Annotated in this window: 15 protein-coding genes; all 15 read right to left on the reverse strand. The window is 71.5% G+C overall.

Annotated features, from left to right (window positions below; genetic code table 11):
• Window positions 1-11: 11 nt before the first annotated feature.
• Window positions 12-383: a F0F1 ATP synthase subunit epsilon gene (locus Ae331Ps2_RS04435; protein ID WP_020621465.1), complete on the reverse strand. Its 372-nt coding sequence runs from the start codon at window positions 381-383 to the stop codon at window positions 12-14.
• An 18-nt stretch (window positions 384-401) separates the two neighbouring features.
• Complete coding sequence (atpD, locus tag Ae331Ps2_RS04440; protein WP_075310511.1) at window positions 402-1,835, reverse strand: F0F1 ATP synthase subunit beta; 1,434 nt, start codon at window positions 1,833-1,835, stop codon at window positions 402-404.
• On the reverse strand, window positions 1,835-2,833 hold the full coding sequence (locus Ae331Ps2_RS04445) for a F0F1 ATP synthase subunit gamma (RefSeq protein WP_075310509.1): 999 nt from the start codon (window positions 2,831-2,833) through the stop codon (window positions 1,835-1,837). The genes atpD and Ae331Ps2_RS04445 overlap by 1 nt, the downstream gene beginning before the upstream one ends.
• A gap of 12 nt (window positions 2,834-2,845) precedes the next feature.
• Window positions 2,846-4,483, reverse strand: a complete 1,638-nt coding sequence (gene atpA / locus Ae331Ps2_RS04450) for a F0F1 ATP synthase subunit alpha (RefSeq protein ID WP_075310507.1) — start codon at window positions 4,481-4,483, stop codon at window positions 2,846-2,848.
• Window positions 4,484-4,559: 76 nt separating this feature from the next.
• On the reverse strand, window positions 4,560-5,390 hold the full coding sequence (locus Ae331Ps2_RS04455) for a F0F1 ATP synthase subunit delta (RefSeq protein ID WP_075310505.1): 831 nt from the start codon (window positions 5,388-5,390) through the stop codon (window positions 4,560-4,562).
• On the reverse strand, window positions 5,390-5,938 hold the full coding sequence (locus Ae331Ps2_RS04460) for a F0F1 ATP synthase subunit B (protein WP_083695233.1): 549 nt from the start codon (window positions 5,936-5,938) through the stop codon (window positions 5,390-5,392). Before Ae331Ps2_RS04460 ends, Ae331Ps2_RS04455 begins: the two co-directional genes overlap by 1 nt.
• A 63-nt stretch (window positions 5,939-6,001) precedes the next feature.
• Entirely contained in the window at window positions 6,002-6,247 is a 246-nt protein-coding gene (locus tag Ae331Ps2_RS04465; RefSeq protein WP_020621511.1) for a F0F1 ATP synthase subunit C, read from the reverse strand.
• Between the two features lie 124 nt (window positions 6,248-6,371).
• A complete protein-coding gene (gene atpB, locus Ae331Ps2_RS04470) occupies window positions 6,372-7,145 on the reverse strand; it encodes a F0F1 ATP synthase subunit A (protein WP_020621510.1) in 774 nt (257 codons plus the stop codon).
• A gap of 360 nt (window positions 7,146-7,505) precedes the next feature.
• A complete protein-coding gene (locus Ae331Ps2_RS04475) occupies window positions 7,506-7,982 on the reverse strand; it encodes a hypothetical protein (protein ID WP_139318942.1) in 477 nt (158 codons plus the stop codon).
• 250 nt (window positions 7,983-8,232) lie between these two features.
• Window positions 8,233-10,155 carry a hypothetical protein gene (locus Ae331Ps2_RS34130; protein WP_075310501.1) on the reverse strand — a complete coding sequence of 641 codons (1,923 nt, stop codon included), beginning with the start codon at window positions 10,153-10,155 and terminating at the stop codon, window positions 8,233-8,235.
• A gap of 38 nt (window positions 10,156-10,193) precedes the next feature.
• The gene (gene glyA, locus Ae331Ps2_RS04485) at window positions 10,194-11,477 is read right to left on the reverse strand and encodes a serine hydroxymethyltransferase (RefSeq protein WP_020622278.1); all 1,284 of its coding nucleotides are present in this window, start codon (window positions 11,475-11,477) and stop codon (window positions 10,194-10,196) included.
• A 76-nt stretch (window positions 11,478-11,553) separates the two neighbouring features.
• Window positions 11,554-12,216 (reverse strand): L-threonylcarbamoyladenylate synthase, encoded by a 663-nt coding sequence (locus tag Ae331Ps2_RS04490; RefSeq protein ID WP_020622279.1) that lies wholly within the window; start codon window positions 12,214-12,216, stop codon window positions 11,554-11,556.
• A gap of 59 nt (window positions 12,217-12,275) precedes the next feature.
• Window positions 12,276-13,175: a peptide chain release factor N(5)-glutamine methyltransferase gene (prmC, locus tag Ae331Ps2_RS04495; protein ID WP_060713082.1), complete on the reverse strand. Its 900-nt coding sequence runs from the start codon at window positions 13,173-13,175 to the stop codon at window positions 12,276-12,278.
• A gap of 71 nt (window positions 13,176-13,246) precedes the next feature.
• Window positions 13,247-14,323, reverse strand: coding sequence for a peptide chain release factor 1 (prfA, locus tag Ae331Ps2_RS04500; RefSeq protein ID WP_075310499.1), 1,077 nt, complete (start codon window positions 14,321-14,323; stop codon window positions 13,247-13,249).
• Between the two features lie 88 nt (window positions 14,324-14,411).
• Window positions 14,412-14,633, reverse strand: coding sequence for a 50S ribosomal protein L31 (rpmE, locus tag Ae331Ps2_RS04505; RefSeq protein WP_020623493.1), 222 nt, complete (start codon window positions 14,631-14,633; stop codon window positions 14,412-14,414).
• Window positions 14,634-14,649 lie beyond the last annotated feature (16 nt).

Genomic DNA, 14,649 nt, shown 5'->3' on the forward strand with positions numbered 1-14,649 from the left:
CGGTCCCCGTACTAGTTCGCCTCGGCCGCCCGAAGGCGGGCCTCGGCCCGGGCGATCGCCGATTTCCCCTCGTCGGTGGACGAGTCGGCACCGTCGCGAGCCCGCCGGGCCCGCTCGACGTCGATCTCGTCCGCCTGCTCGGCGAACTCGGCGAGGATGGACACCCGCTCCGCCGACACCGACAGGAACCCGCCGTGCACCGCGATGGTGCGCTTCGAGCCGTCGGTGGAGTCGATGCGGACGACCCCGGCCTCCTCCAGCTGGGCCAGCATCGGCTGGTGGCCGGGCAGGATGCCGACCTCGCCGACCGTGGTCCGGGCGAGCACGAAGCGTGCGTCACCCGACCACAGCCGACGCTCGACCGAGACCAGCTCCACGGTCATCTCAGCAGGCATGGAGGATCAGCTCTCCAGCTTCTTGCGGTTCTTCTCCAGGTCGTCGAGACCACCGCAGAGGAAGAACGCCTGCTCCGGGACGTCGTCGAACTCGCCCTTGGCGATCTTGTCGAACGCCTCGATGGTCTCCTTGAGCGGGACCGTCGAGCCCGGCTGGCCGGTGAACTGCTCGGCGACCAGGAGGTTCTGCGACAGGAAGCGCTCGATGCGACGCGCCCGGCCGACGAGCTGCTTGTCCTCCTCGGACAGCTCGTCGATACCGAGGATGGCGATGATGTCCTGCAGGTCGTTGTACTTCTGCAGGATCCGCTTGACCTCGTTGGCGACGCGGAAGTGCTCGTCACCGACGTACTGCGGGTCCAGGATCCGCGAGGTCGAGGTCAGCGGGTCCACCGCCGGGTAGATCCCCTTCTGGGAGATCGGCCGGGAGAGCTCGGTGGTGGCGTCGAGGTGCGCGAACGTCGTCGCCGGAGCGGGGTCGGTGTAGTCGTCCGCGGGGACGTAGATCGCCTGCATCGAGGTGATCGAACGACCGCGGGTCGAGGTGATCCGCTCCTGCAGCTCGCCCATCTCGTCGGCCAGGGTGGGCTGGTAGCCCACCGCGGACGGCATGCGGCCGAGGAGGGTCGAGACCTCCTGGCCGGCCTGGGTGAACCGGAAGATGTTGTCGATGAACAGCAGGACGTCCTGCTCCTGCACGTCGCGGAAGTACTCCGCCATCGTCAGCGCGGAGAGCGCGACGCGCATACGGGTGCCCGGCGGCTCGTCCATCTGACCGAACACCAGGGCGGTGTTCTTCATGACGCCCGACTCGGTCATCTCCGTGATGAGGTCGTTGCCCTCACGGGTGCGCTCACCGACGCCGGCGAACACCGAGGTGCCACCGAAGTTCAGCGCGACACGCTGGATCATCTCCTGGATCAGCACGGTCTTGCCGACACCGGCACCACCGAACAGACCGATCTTGCCGCCGACGACGTAGGGCGTCATCAGGTCCAGCACCTTGATGCCGGTCTCCAGCATCTCGGTCTTGCCCTCGAGCTCGTCGAAGCGCGGGGCCTTCTGGTGGATCGACCGGAGGTCACCGGTGAACTGGATGGACGGGTCGTCCAGGCAGTCGCCGAGGGCGTTGAACACGTGCCCCTTGACCTGGTCGCCGACCGGGACGGAGATCGGGCGGCCGAGGTCGGTGACCTCCTGGCCGCGCACGACACCGTCGGTGGGCTGCATGGAGATGGCCCGCACCAGGTTGTCGCCCAGGTGCGTGGCGATCTCCAGGGTCAGCTTGCGCTTGTCGCCGGAGAGGTCCACCTCCAGCGTGAGCGCGTTGAGCAGGTGCGGGACCTGGTCACGCGGGAACTCGACGTCGACGACCGGGCCGGTCACCTGGACGACGCGCCCGGTGATCGGGCCAGCCGAAGTTTCGGCGGTCGTGGTCATCAGCTCTCACTTCCTGCGCTGGCGAGAGCGTCGACCCCACCGACGATCTCGCTGATCTCCTGGGTGATCTGTGCCTGGCGAGCCTGGTTGGCCTCCAGGGTCAGGCTACGGATCAGTTCGTTGGCGTTGTCCGTCGCGGCCTTCATGGCCCGCTGCCGGTTCGCCGACTCCGACGCCGCCGACTCCAGCAGGGCCGCGTAGAGGCGGGCCCCGATGTACTTCGGCAGCAGCGCGTCGAAGAGCGTGTCCGGGTCCGGCTCGAACTCGTAGAGCGGCTGGAGGCCCTTGGTCTCCGGGTGGTCCCGCTGGCTCTCGGCCGTGTCGGCGTCGCTGTCGATCTCGTCGACCGGCTTCGCCGAGGCACTGTCGGCCGCGTACTCGACCTCGAGCGGAGCCATCCGCCGGGCCTGCGGCACCTGGGTGATCATGTTCTTGAAGCTGGTGTACACGAGGTGCAGCTCGTCCACGCCGTGGGTGCCGTCGGCATTCCCGTCGTGGTCGTCCTCGCCGGCCATGAACGCGTCGACCAGCGTCTTCGCCGCCTCGGCCGCGTGCTCGTAGCCCGGCTGCTCGGAGAAGCCGGTCCAGGACTGCTCGATCTCCCGGTTGCGGAACCGGTAGTACGAGACGCCCTTGCGGCCGATCACGTAGAGGACCGGCTCCTTGCCCTGCTCGCGGAGCAGGGCCTGGAGCTGCTCGGCCTCCTTGAGGACGTTGGCGTTGTAGCCGCCGCACTGACCGCGGTCACTGGTGACGACCAGGACCGCGGCGCGCTTCGGCTGCTCCCGCTCGACGAGCAGCGGGTGGTCCAGCGCCGAGTTCGACGCGAGCTCCGAGAGGGTGCTCGTCATCAGCTCGGCGTACGGACGCGCCTCGTCCACCCGTGCCCGGGCCTTCGCGATCCGTGAGGTCGCGATCAGCTCCTGGGAACGGGTGATCTTCTTGATGGACTGCGTCGACCGGATACGCCGGCGCAGCACCCTGATCTGTGCCGCCATCGGGTATCAGCCTCAGTTCTTCTTGACCGTGACGGTCTCCTGCTCGATATCGTCCTCGTCGAGAGCCTTCTCGGCCTTCTCCTTGGGGACGACCGAGGAACCGTCGGACGCGGTGAACTCGTTGCGCTTGAACTCGTCGACCGCCTTGGTCAGCGTCTCGACGGCGTCGTCGGAGAGCTTCCCGGTGTCGGTCATCTCGTTCAGGGCACCGGAGGCGTGGCGCCGCGAGTACTCGCGGAACTCCGCCTCGAAGCGCTGCACGTCGGCGACGGGCACCGAGTCGAGCTTGCCGGAGGTGCCCAGCCAGATCGAGACGACCTGGTCCTGCACCGAGACCGGCGCGTACTGCGCCTGCTTGAGCAGCTCGACCAGGCGCTCGCCACGGCCCAGAGCGGCGGCCGAGGCGGCGTCGAGGTCGGAACCGAAGGCGGCGAACGCCTCCAGCTCGCGGTACTGCGACAGGTCCAGACGCAGCGAGCCCGAGACCGTCTTCATGGCCTTGATCTGCGCCGAGCCACCGACCCGGGAGACCGAGATGCCGACGTTGATCGCCGGCCGGACGCCCTGGTTGAACAGGTCGGACTCGAGGAAGACCTGGCCGTCGGTGATCGAGATGACGTTGGTCGGGATGTAGGCCGACACGTCGTTCGCCTTGGTCTCGATGATCGGCAGACCGGTCATCGACCCCGCGCCGAGGGCGTCGGAGAGCTTCGCGCAGCGCTCCAGCAGACGCGAGTGCAGGTAGAAGACGTCGCCCGGGTAGGCCTCACGGCCCGGCGGGCGGCGCAGCAGCAGCGAGATCGCACGGTAGGCCTCGGCCTGCTTCGACAGGTCGTCGAACACGATCAGGACGTGCTTGCCCTGGTACATCCAGTGCTGGCCGATGGCCGAGCCGGTGTAGGGGGCGAGCCACTTGAAGCCGGCCGGGTCGGACGCAGGGGCGGCGACGATCGTCGTGTACTCCAGCGCTCCGGCGTCCTCCAGGGACTGCCGGACACCGGCGATCGTGGAGCCCTTCTGGCCGATGGCGACGTAGATGCAGCGGACCTGCTTCGTCGGGTCGCCCGACTCCCAGTTCTCCTTCTGGTTGATGATCGTGTCGACGCAGACCGCGGTCTTGCCGGTCTTGCGGTCGCCGATCACCAGCTGGCGCTGGCCGCGGCCGATCGGGGTCATGGCGTCGATGGCCTTGATCCCGGTCTGCAGCGGCTCGCCGACGGACTGGCGGTCCATCACGCCGGCCGCCTGGAGCTCGAGCACGCGGCGGGCGTCGCTCTCGACGTCGCCGAGGCCGTCGATCGGGTTGCCCAGCGGGTCGACGACCCGGCCCAGGTAGCCCTCGCCGACCGGCACGGACAGGACCTCGCCGGTGCGGGTGACCTGCTGGCCCTCCTCGAGGCCGGTGTAGTCGCCCAGGACGACCGCGCCGATCTCGTTCTGCTCGAGGTTCAGCGCGACGCCGCGGACGCCGCCCTCGAACTCGAGCAGCTCGTTGGTCATGGCCGAGGGCAGTCCCTCGACGTGGGCGATGCCGTCACCGGTGTCGGCGACGATCCCGACCTCACGGCGGGACGTGCCGCTCTCCAGCGACGAGACGTAGCTGGAGATCGCACTCCGGATCTCCTCGGAGGAGATCGTCAGCTCTGTCATGGCTGCGTCGTTCCTTCTCTCGAACGGGGTCTTCGGGTCGTTCCGCCGGGGCTCCGGCGATCGCGTCCGAAGCAGGTCAGCTGGGCAGGGATCGGCGAGCTGCGGCGAGTCGACCCGCCACACTGCCGTCGATGACCTCGCCGCCGACCTGCACGACCAGGCCTCCGAGGAGGCTCCGGTCGAGCTCGACCTGCAGGGAGATCGTGCGGCCGTACATACGACCCAGGGTCTCGGCGAGCTTCGTCTCCTGCTCGGAGGAGAGCTCGACGGGTGTGCGCACCTTGGCCACCGAGCGGTCCCGGCGGGCCGCCGCGAGCTCGGCGAGCTCCTCGGCGACGACGTCGAGGTGCCGGCTGCGGGGCAGCCGGACCGCTTCACGGAGCAGCGTCGCCGTCACCGGGTAGACCTTGTCGCCGAGCACCGAGTCCAGGAGCTGGACACGACCCTCGACGGGCCGGGCGGTGTCGCCGAGCAGGCTCGCCAGCTGCGGCTCGCGGGCCACGATGCGGCCGAACCGGAACAGCTGGTCCTCGACCTCGTCGAGGGAGCCGTTGCGGTCCGCGATCGCGATGGCCGCGCGGCGGGCGAGGCCCTCCGCACCGGTGACGATGTCGCGGGCGGTCGACCAGCGCTTGCGCACCAGCTCGGAGACCAGGTCCACGGTCGGCTGCGAGAGCTGGGACCCGAACAGCCGGCGGACCAGGTCCACACGGGCGTCCTCGGGAGACGACGCGTCGGCCAACAGGCGCCGGACGGACCGCTCGGAGTCCAGGAACCGGGCCACCGCGAACAGCTCGTCCGCGGTCGTGGTCAGGTCCCGGGCCGACGCGGAGTCGGTCCAGGAGTCCAGCCGCTCGGTCAGCGCCGCGAGGGACTCACGGCTGGCGGGCTGCAGGACAGCCGCCATCAGTTCGCCCCGCTCCGCTGGGCCACGCCCTGCTGGTCGAGCTCACCGAGGAACGAGTCGATCGTCGCGGAGCGACGCGAGTCGTCGGCCAGCTGCTCGCGCAGCAGGCGCTCGGCCAGCTGGACCGACAGGCCCCCGACCTCGTTGCGCAGAGCACGCTGGGCGGCGTCGCGCGCCGCGGCCACCTGCTCCTCGCCACGGGCCTTGATGCGTGCGGCCTCGGCCTCGGCCTCCTCGCGGAGCTCGGCCTTGATCTGCTGGCCCTCGGCCCGGGCGTCGTCGCGGATGCGCGCCGCCTCGGCCCGGAGGCCGGCGAGCTGCTCCTCGTACTCCCTCTTCAGCCGGTCCGCCTGCTCCTGGGTCTCCTGAGCACGCTTGAGGCCGCCCTCGATCGCGTCGGTCCGCTCTTCGTAGAGCGCCTCGAAGCGCGGGACCGCGAACTTCCAGAGCAGGAACAGCAGGATCGCGAACGCGACCAGGCCGAGCACGAGCTCATCGAGGTGCGGGAGAATCGGAAGCGGCTGTTCGGCGGCGAGAATCAGTTCCACCGTGTGTCCTTCCCTGACATGGCCGCCGGTACCGGGACCGGCATGAGAGTGATCTGCCGGCTCTTACTGCGCGATGAAGAAGAGCACCAGGCCGATCAGCATGACCAGCTCGGCGAGAACGAAGGTGGTCCAGCCGATGCCCATCAGCTGGCCGCGGGCCTCCGGCTGGCGGGCGGTGCCGCTGATGACGGCCGACCAGATCAGGCCGACGCCGATACCGGCGCCGATGGCCGAGGCGCCGAACCCGATGGCCGCGAGGCCCGGGTTGATGTTGGCGGCTTCCTGGGCCAGAACCTGGGTGACGTTCACTTCGGGTTTCCTTCCGTCGGGTCCGCGGAATGCGGGTCGTTCGGTGTATCGGCCCGGGCGGGCCGGCGGATGAAGCAGGTGGTGCGAGCGCGGTGCCGGCGGCACCGGGGTCTCGGTGGTGCAGTCAGTGGTCCTCGGAGATCGCCGCGCCGATGAAGACGGCGGCGAGCAGGGCGAAGACGTAGGCCTGGATGACCTGGACCAGCGCCTCCAGGAACGTGAACGCGATCCCGGCGGCGAACACCACCGGCGACGCGATGACGAGCGCGGAGCCCGCCGACAACAGGAACGCCGCACCCACGGCGGTCAGGGCGAGGATGAGGTGGCCGGCGAACATCGCGGCGAACACACGCAGTGCCAGCGAGAGCGGCTGCACCAGGAACTTCTGCAGCAGCTCGATCACGATGATCAGCGGCGCGATGAAGACCGGGACGCCCGGCGGGAGCGCGGCGTGCTTGATGTAGCCGAAGAACCCGTGCTTCTTGAACCCGGCGTAGTGGTAGAAGACGTAGACGAACAACGCCAGCGCGATGGGGAACCCGATCCGCGACAGCGTCGGGAACTGGATGAACGGGACGATCGCGAAGATGTTGTTGACCAGGATGAAGCTGAACAGGCCGAGGATCAGCGGGATGTACCGCTTGAACTCCTCGGAGCCGATCTGGTCACGCGCCATGGTGTTGCGCGGGATGTTGTAGAAGGACTCCAGCCCGAACTGGAATCGGCTCGGCACGATGGACAGCTTGCGCGTGCCCAGCGTGAAGACGGCCGCGACGATGATCAGCGACAGGACCGCCAGCACCATCGGCTTGGTGACGGCGCCGAAGATCGGCGGGTACTCGAACAGACCTGCGCCGGGCGGAGTGAACTCCTCGGCCGCCAGTACCAACGTGCCCAATGGGGGTCCTTCCGGTGCTCCCGCTCCGCATCCACGCGGAACGGGGGATCGCCTGCAAGGTGCCTCGTGATGCGATGTGTTTCCGGGCGACCGGGTCGAAACACCGGAAGTCACCCACATCGCCTACGTGGCGGATGCTATCAGCCGTACTTCTACACGACGTCGGGGGCTCGTACCCACCTCACCAGCGCGTTCGCCCGACGAAACGATCTTGATCGGGCCCGGCGGGCCGCCTCCGGTGATTCACCGTTAACACGCCCGCGGGTCGCCGCCCGGTCATCCGCCGGACGCTCCCGCCCGACCCCGTGGACGCCTCCGTTGGCACCGCAGGAACGGACGAATCGGTCGTCGAACCCCAGGTCAGGCATCTGTGGACCCCGGATCGGTGCCGATCAGGATCTGGAGCTTCTGCCCCGCCCAGGCCTCCGCCGCCGTGGTCGTGATGAAGACGACGAGCATCGTGACGGCCAGTGACATGCGGTGCAGTCCTGGCCCACCCCCGAGGGTGAACAGGGCGAGCAGGAGGATGATGGCCTTCAACGCGAGGCCGCCGAATGCGGCCAGCATCACAGCGCCGGGCTCGAGATGGGTCGTCCGCAGCATCAGCATCGGCGTCAGCAGGGCCGAGCCGGTGGCCAGCAGGCCGCCGAGCGCCGCCGCGGACAGGCCGGGGACCCCGGCCGCGATGGCCCCGCCGACGGCGCAGAGCACCGTGGTGGCCACGCCGACCAGGGCGGCACCGCGGGCCATCGACCCCGACAGCCGCCGTACGACCTGCGCCTGGCCGAGCGCGGGACCGTCGTACTCCACGGTTCCCCAGCGGTCCCATCGCCACACGGTGCGTCCGCCTCCCGGCTCACCGGCCGCCCCACCAGCGGGTACGGCTCCGCGCACACGGTAACCGGCGGGTCCGACACCTCGACCGGCGCCGTCGCGGTCGGCACCGTCGCGGTCCCCACCGGCACCGGTCGCAGCCGACACCGTTGCGGTCGCGGCCGTCCGTCCGGCGGCCGGACCGCCGCGGGACGGACAGCGTTCGTGACCGAGGACACCTGAGCCCCTGGCCAGGGCGGACGGGGACGGGCGGTCAGGAGTCGCCGTCGTGACCGGGATGGTGCGCCGGGGTGGGGACGGTCGGCTGCTCCCCCGGTGCCGCGACGGGGCGGGCGCGATGGCCGTCGGAGTTCCCGTCGCCCGGAGGGCGCTGCGGACCGCGGGCGCCGTCAGGCCGCGGGCCCGCAGCTCCGGGGGCCCCGGGGTCCGGTGCGGGCGGGCCGCCGGGTGTGCGCGGCATCGTCGGACGGACCGGGACCGGCCGCGACGGGGGCGGTGGGGTGGGCGGGCCGGCGGCGTGCGGCGCCGGCGCGACGGGCGTCGCGGGGGCCCGTGTGCCGGGTCCGACCCGGGCCGCACCACGGGCGCCCGCGGGACGGTGCACGCCACGGGGCCACGGCTCGGGCCCGGCGGCGGGGTTCCCACCCGGCACGACCCGTCCGGGCGCGGGCCGCGCGGTACGCCCCCGCGACCCGGTGCGGTCGGCAGCGTCCGCCGCCGTGGTCGCGCCCGGGCGACGGTCGGCGGCTCCGTTCGTGGCAGGGTTCCCGGCGGAACGACGATCGCCGGCCCCGTTCGCCGCCGGACTCCCGGCCGAACGACGGTCGGCGGGCCCGTCCGTGGTTGCGTTCGCGCCGGTCCGATGGCCGGTGGCGCCCGTCGCGGCCGGGCTCCCGCCGGAGCGGGGACCGTCCGTGGTCGGGCTCCCGCTGGACCGGTGGTCGTCGACGTCCGGGGTGGGCAGGTCGTCGGTCGAGGCGATCGCCGTCTCCCCGGCGGGGGACGCCGCCGCGGAGGCGCTGCGCATCCGCGACCGGTGCGGCACGGCCGAGGCCACGAACGCCACCGCCAGCGCGATCCCGGTCGCGGCGAGCACCAGCCCGGTGCGCGGGACCAGGGCGAGCGCGACCGCACCGAAGGCGATCACCGCGACCCACAGGTAGACCAGCAGCACCGCGCGCCGGTGGCTGTGCCCGACCTGCAGCAGCCGGTGGTGCAGGTGCATCTTGTCCGGGCTGAACGGGCTGGTCCCGGCCCGGGTGCGGCGTACGACCGCCATGAGCAGGTCTAGCGACGGGATGAAGACGATCCCGACCAGCACGATGACCGGGGAGACCAGGGCCAGGATGTTCCCGGCCGCCGTGTCGTCGGGCGGGATCCGGCCCGAGGCGGTCGTGATCGCCGCGGAGAGCATGACCCCGACCATCATCGACCCGGTGTCGCCCATGAAGATCCGGGCCGGGTGGAAGTTGTGCGGCAGGAACCCCAGGCAGGACCCGGCGAGAACCACCGCGATCAGCGAGGGCACGAACGCGGCCGGGTCGTTGCCGTTCTTGCTGATGAGGCCGACGCAGAAGACCGCGGTCGCCAGCGTGGTGATCAGCCCGATGCCGGCGGCGAGCCCGTCGAGTCCGTCGACGAAGTTCATCGCGTTGACCAGCACCACGGTGACCAGCACCGTCATGAGCACCGACTGCCCCTGCCCCAGCAGCAACAGCGAGCCACTGAGGAAGGACTCGCCGCCGATGGGGATCCACACGGTCACCCACTGCACGCCGTAGAGCACCAGCAGCCCGGCCGCGGTGACCTGGGCGGCGAACTTGGTGAGGGCGTCGAGGTCGTAGCGGTCGTCGAGCATCCCGACGCCGACCAGCAGCGCGGTCGCGACGACGACCCCGACCACCTCGGTGCTCTGCTCGAAGTAGGCCAGCCGCAGGGCCGGGAGCTGCAACGACAGCAGCAGCCCGGCCAGCACCCCGCCGAACATCGCGAGGCCGCCCCACCGCGGGGTCGGGGTGACGTGCACGTCCCGTCCCCGCGGCCAGGCGACCGCGCCGACCTTCAGCGCCAGCATCCGGACCGGCCCGGTCAGCAGCAGCGTGGCGCCGGCGGCGACCAGCCCGACGAGCAGGAGCTCCCGGACGGGGAGTCCGTACGTGAACTGGTCAGTCGGCACGTCGCGAGCGCCTCTCCGCCTCCGCCGTGGGTCTCAGGTCACCCCCGAGGGTAGGCCGGTGCCTTCGCGACGAGTGCGGTGACCGCCTTCGCGACGTCGGCGAGCTCGGCGTCGCCGGCCGCGGTGTCGTGCTCGGCCTTGACCGCGCGGGCCAGCAGGGCGCCGACCTCGGCCATGTCGGCCTCGTTCATCCCCTGCGTGGTGACGCTCGGCGAGCCGACCCGGATGCCGGACGGCTTCATCGGCGGCGCCGGGTCGTAGGGGATCGCGTTCTTGTTCAGCGTGATGCCGGCGCGGTCGCAGCGGGTCTCCGCCTCGGAGCCGGTGACGCCGATGGGCCGCAGGTCCAGCAGGGCGAGATGGTTGTCGGTGCCGCCGGAGACGGCGCGCATCCCCTCGGACTCCAGGCTCTTCGTCAGGGCCCGGGCGTTCGCGATGACCTGGCGGGTGTAGGCCTGGTACTCCGGCTGCGCCGCCTCCTTCATCGCGACGGCCTTCGCCGCGACCGCGTGCATCAGCGGGCCGCCCTGGGAGAACGGGAAGACGGCCTTGTCGATGGCCTTCGCGTGCTCCGCACGGCACAGCACCATGCCGCCGCGCGGGCCGCGCAGGACCTTGTGCGTGGTGGCGGTGACGACGTCGGCGTAGGGCACCGGCGACGGGATGGCCTTGCCTGCGACCAGGCCGATGAAGTGCGCGGCGTCGACCATGAGCTTGGCGCCGACCTCGTCGGCGATCTCGCGGAACACCGCGAAGTCGATCAGGCGCGGGTACGCGGTCGCCCCGGCGATGATGATCTTCGGCTGGTGCTGCTTGGCCAGGTCACGGACCTGGTCGTAGTCGATGACCTCGGTGTCCTCCCGGACGGTGTAGGACACCGCGTTGAACCACAGGCCGGAGAAGTTGACCTTGCTGCCGTGCGTGAGGTGGCCGCCCTGCTTGAGGTCCATGGCCAGCACGGTGTCGCCGGGCTTGGCGAACGCGGCGTAGGCGGCGAGGTTCGCGCTCGCGCCGGAGTGCGGCTGGAGGTTGGCGTGCTCGGCGCCGAAGAGCTCCTTGGTCCGGGCGTTGCCGATGTTCTCGGCGACGTCGACGACGCCGCAGCCGCCGTAGTAGCGGCGGCCGGGGTAGCCCTCGGCGTACTTGTTCGACAGCGTCGACCCGAGCGCGGCCAGCACCGCCGGGCTGGTCAGGTTCTCGCTCGCGATGAGCTGCAGTCCGCCGCGCAGGCGCTCGAGCTCGTCCAGCACGACGCCGGCGATCTCGGGGTCCTGCTGCTGCAGTGCGTGGAAGTCCGGTCCCCAGAAGGTCTGCTCGCTCACGCCGGGACACGCTACCCGCTGCCATCCCCGCAGGCTGCGGCCGTGCAGGCGTGATCACACCCGCGTGCGACCCGGATCAGACCCGGTCGATCTCCTGGCCGACGACCTCCTCGACCTGCTCGGCGGTCACCCCGCCCTCCCGCAGCAGGCGCGGACGGGCGCCGGTGAGGTCGACGATCGTCGAGGCGACCGGGTCGCCGGACGGGCCGCCGTCGAGGTAGACCTGCACGGTCGAGGCCAGCTGGGTGATCGCCTCGGTCACGTTGGACGCCGGCGGGTTGCCCGAGGTGTTCGCGCTCGACACCGCCATCGGCCCGACCTCGCGCAGCAGCTCCAGCGCGACCGGGTGCAGCGGCATGCGCAGCATCACCGTGCCGCGGGTGCTGCCCAGGTCCCAGGCCAGCGACGGCGCGTGTTCCAGGACGAGCGACACCTCGCCCGGCCAGAACGCCTCGATCAGGGCCCGCGCGGACTGCGGGACCGTCGACACGAGACCGTCGATGGTGGTCCAGGAGCCGACCAGCACGCCGACCGGCATGTCCGGGCCGCGACGCTTGGCGGCGAGCAGCGCGCGCACGGCGGTGCCGTTGAACGCGTCACAGCCGATGCCGTAGACGGTGTCGGTGGGCAGGACGACCAGCTCACCCGCCCGGACGGCGCGCGCGGCGGCGGTCAGACCACGCGTGCGCTCGGCGGGGACGCTGCAGTCGAACAGCGGCTGGGTCTGCGGTGCACTCACGGTTCGCGAGGATACGACCGCGCCGCGGGCAGCCGCGGGGCGGCTCACGTCCGCGCGGGTCAGGGACAGGGGACGCGGCGGGCGGTGACGAAGCGCGGGCGACCGGTGAGGTCGTCGTGCTCGGTGACCTCCCCCAGCGTGCGACGGCGGCGCAGCAACGCCGGGACCGTCTCGCCGTGGGTGTCGTCGTGCTCGATCGCGAGGTGTCCGCCGTGCCGCAGCCATCCGCTGGCGCCGCGGACGACGGCCTGGATGATCTCGGTGCCGTCGGGACCGCCGAACACCGCGCCGGGCGGGTCCCAGCGCTCCACCTCGGGCGGCACCGGCGTCCCGTCCGGGACGTAGGGCGGGTTGCAGACGACCAGGTCGACCGCACCCTCCAGCTCGATGAGCAGGTCGGTCCACCGGACGTCGGCGACGTGCAGGGTCACCGGGCGCCCGCCCGCGGCGACGTGCGCGTCGAGGTTGCGCCGGGTCCACGACAGCGCCGACGGGTCGGCCTCGAGGGCGTGCACCTCGGCGTCGGGCCGCGACACCGCGAAGGCCAGCGCGAGCGCGCCGGACCCGGTGCACAGGTCGAGCACCCGGGGGCGGTGCACGTCGCGGATCGCGGCGAGGCCCCACTCCAGCAGCAGCTCGGTCTCCGGGCGCGGGGTGAACACCCCCGGTCCGACGGCGACCTCGACCGGGCCGAGCACCGCGGTGCCGAGGATGTGCTGCAACGGTTCGCGGGTGGCGCGGCGGGCGACGAGGGCCTGCAGCCGTTCGACGACCGGCGGGTCCACCAGCGGGGTCATCAGCAGCGTGGACCGTGACGAGCCGAGCACGTGCGCGGCGAGCAGCTCCGCGTCGACGCGCGGGGACGCGACTCCGGCGGCCGCCAGGGTGCGCTCGGCCTCCGCGATCGCCACCCGGAGCGGCAGCCGGCTGCCGGCCGCCGGGCTCGTCGTCTCGGTCACGCGTCCAGTGTCGCGGCTGCGGGGCGCGGGGACACCGCAGGTGACCGGTGCATCACCTGAGCGGGGGATCATCACTCCTGCTCCTGCTCCCCCGCCATGGCCTCGGCACGCTCGGCCGCGGTCAGCGCGGCGAGGACGTCGGCCAGGTGGCCGTCGAGGACCGCGGACAGGTTGTAGGCCTTGAACCCGACCCGGTGGTCGGAGATCCGGTTCTCCGGGTAGTTGTAGGTGCGGATCCGCTCGGAGCGGTCCACCGTGCGGACCTGCGAACGGCGCTGCTCCGAGGCCGCCTCGGCCGCCTCGGCCTCGGCCTTCGCCTGCAGCCGGACCCGCAGCACGTCCATCGCACGGGCCTTGTTCTGCAGCTGGGAGCGCTCGTTCTGGCAGGTCACGACGATGCCTGTCGGCAGGTGCGTGATCCGCACCGCGGAGTCGGTGGTGTTGACGCTCTGCCCGCCGTGGCCCGACGCCCGGTAGACGTCGACCCGGATGTCCGCGTCGTTGATCTCGACGTCGGGAGTGTCGTCGGCGTCGGGGAAGACCAGGACGCCCGCCGCCGAGGTGTGGATGCGGCCCTGCGACTCGGTCACCGGGACACGCTGCACGCGGTGCACGCCGCCCTCGAACTTCAGCGCGGCCCACACCCCGTCGACCGGGTCCTTGCTGCGCAGCGACAGCGTGATGTCCTTGTACCCACCCAGGTCGGACGGGGTGGCACCGAGCACCTCGACCTTCCAGCCACGGCTCTCGGCGTAGCGGGTGTACATCCGCACGAGGTCACCGGCGAACAACGCGGACTCCTCGCCGCCCTCGCCGGACTTGACCTCCATCACGACGTCGTCGCCGTCGTGCGGGTCGCGCGGGCGCAGCAGCTCGGTCAGCTCGGTCTCGAGCTCGACGATACGGGTGTCCAGGGCGTCGGCCTCGGCGGCGAAGGTGCGGTCCTCGGCGGCCAGCTCGCGGGCGGCGTCGCGGTCCTCACGGACCTGGGCGAGCTCGCGGGCACAGCGCACGACCGGCCCGAGCTCGGCGTAGCGACGGCCCAGCTTGCGGGCCTGCGCCTGGTCGGAGAGGACGCTCGCGTCGGCGAGGCGCTGCTCCAGCTCGGCGTGCTCGTCGAGCAGGGCGTCGACCGACTGCGTGCTCATCGGTGGCTCCTTCGAGGCGCTGGGACGGGAACGCGAAACGGCGCCCGCCTCCTCGCACGCGGCGAGGCGACGGGCGCCGTGTCGGGAGCTACTTGGCGGCGCGCTCGCGCTTCCCGTAGCGGGCCTCGAAGCGGGCCACGCGGCCACCGGAGTCCAGGATCTTCTGCTTGCCGGTGTAGAACGGGTGGCAGGCGGAGCAGACCTCGACGCTGATGGCGCCGTTGTTCTTGGTGCTGCGGGTGGTGAACTGGTTGCCGCAACCGCAGGTGACCTGGGTGTCGACGTACTGAGGGTGGATTCCCTCGCGCATGGCTCTCTCCTCATCG

The sequence above is a fragment of the Pseudonocardia sp. Ae331_Ps2 genome, assembly GCF_001932405.1.
Taxonomy (GTDB): domain Bacteria; phylum Actinomycetota; class Actinomycetes; order Mycobacteriales; family Pseudonocardiaceae; genus Pseudonocardia.

Bases quoted from the DNA above. Each gene is read 5' to 3' on its own strand.
- Ae331Ps2_RS04435 (WP_020621465.1), bottom strand. From the start codon at position 383: ATGACCGTGGAGCTGGTCTCGGTCGAGCGTCGGCTGTGGTCGGGTGAC.
- atpD (WP_075310511.1), bottom strand. From the start codon at position 1,835: ATGACCACGACCGCCGAAACTTCGGCTGGCCCGATCACCGGGCGCGTC.
- Ae331Ps2_RS04445 (WP_075310509.1), bottom strand. From the start codon at position 2,833: ATGGCGGCACAGATCAGGGTGCTGCGCCGGCGTATCCGGTCGACGCAG.
- atpA (WP_075310507.1), bottom strand. From the start codon at position 4,483: ATGACAGAGCTGACGATCTCCTCCGAGGAGATCCGGAGTGCGATCTCC.
- Ae331Ps2_RS04455 (WP_075310505.1), bottom strand. From the start codon at position 5,390: ATGGCGGCTGTCCTGCAGCCCGCCAGCCGTGAGTCCCTCGCGGCGCTG.
- prfA (WP_075310499.1), bottom strand. From the start codon at position 14,323: ATGAGCACGCAGTCGGTCGACGCCCTGCTCGACGAGCACGCCGAGCTG.
- rpmE (WP_020623493.1), bottom strand. From the start codon at position 14,633: ATGCGCGAGGGAATCCACCCTCAGTACGTCGACACCCAGGTCACCTGC.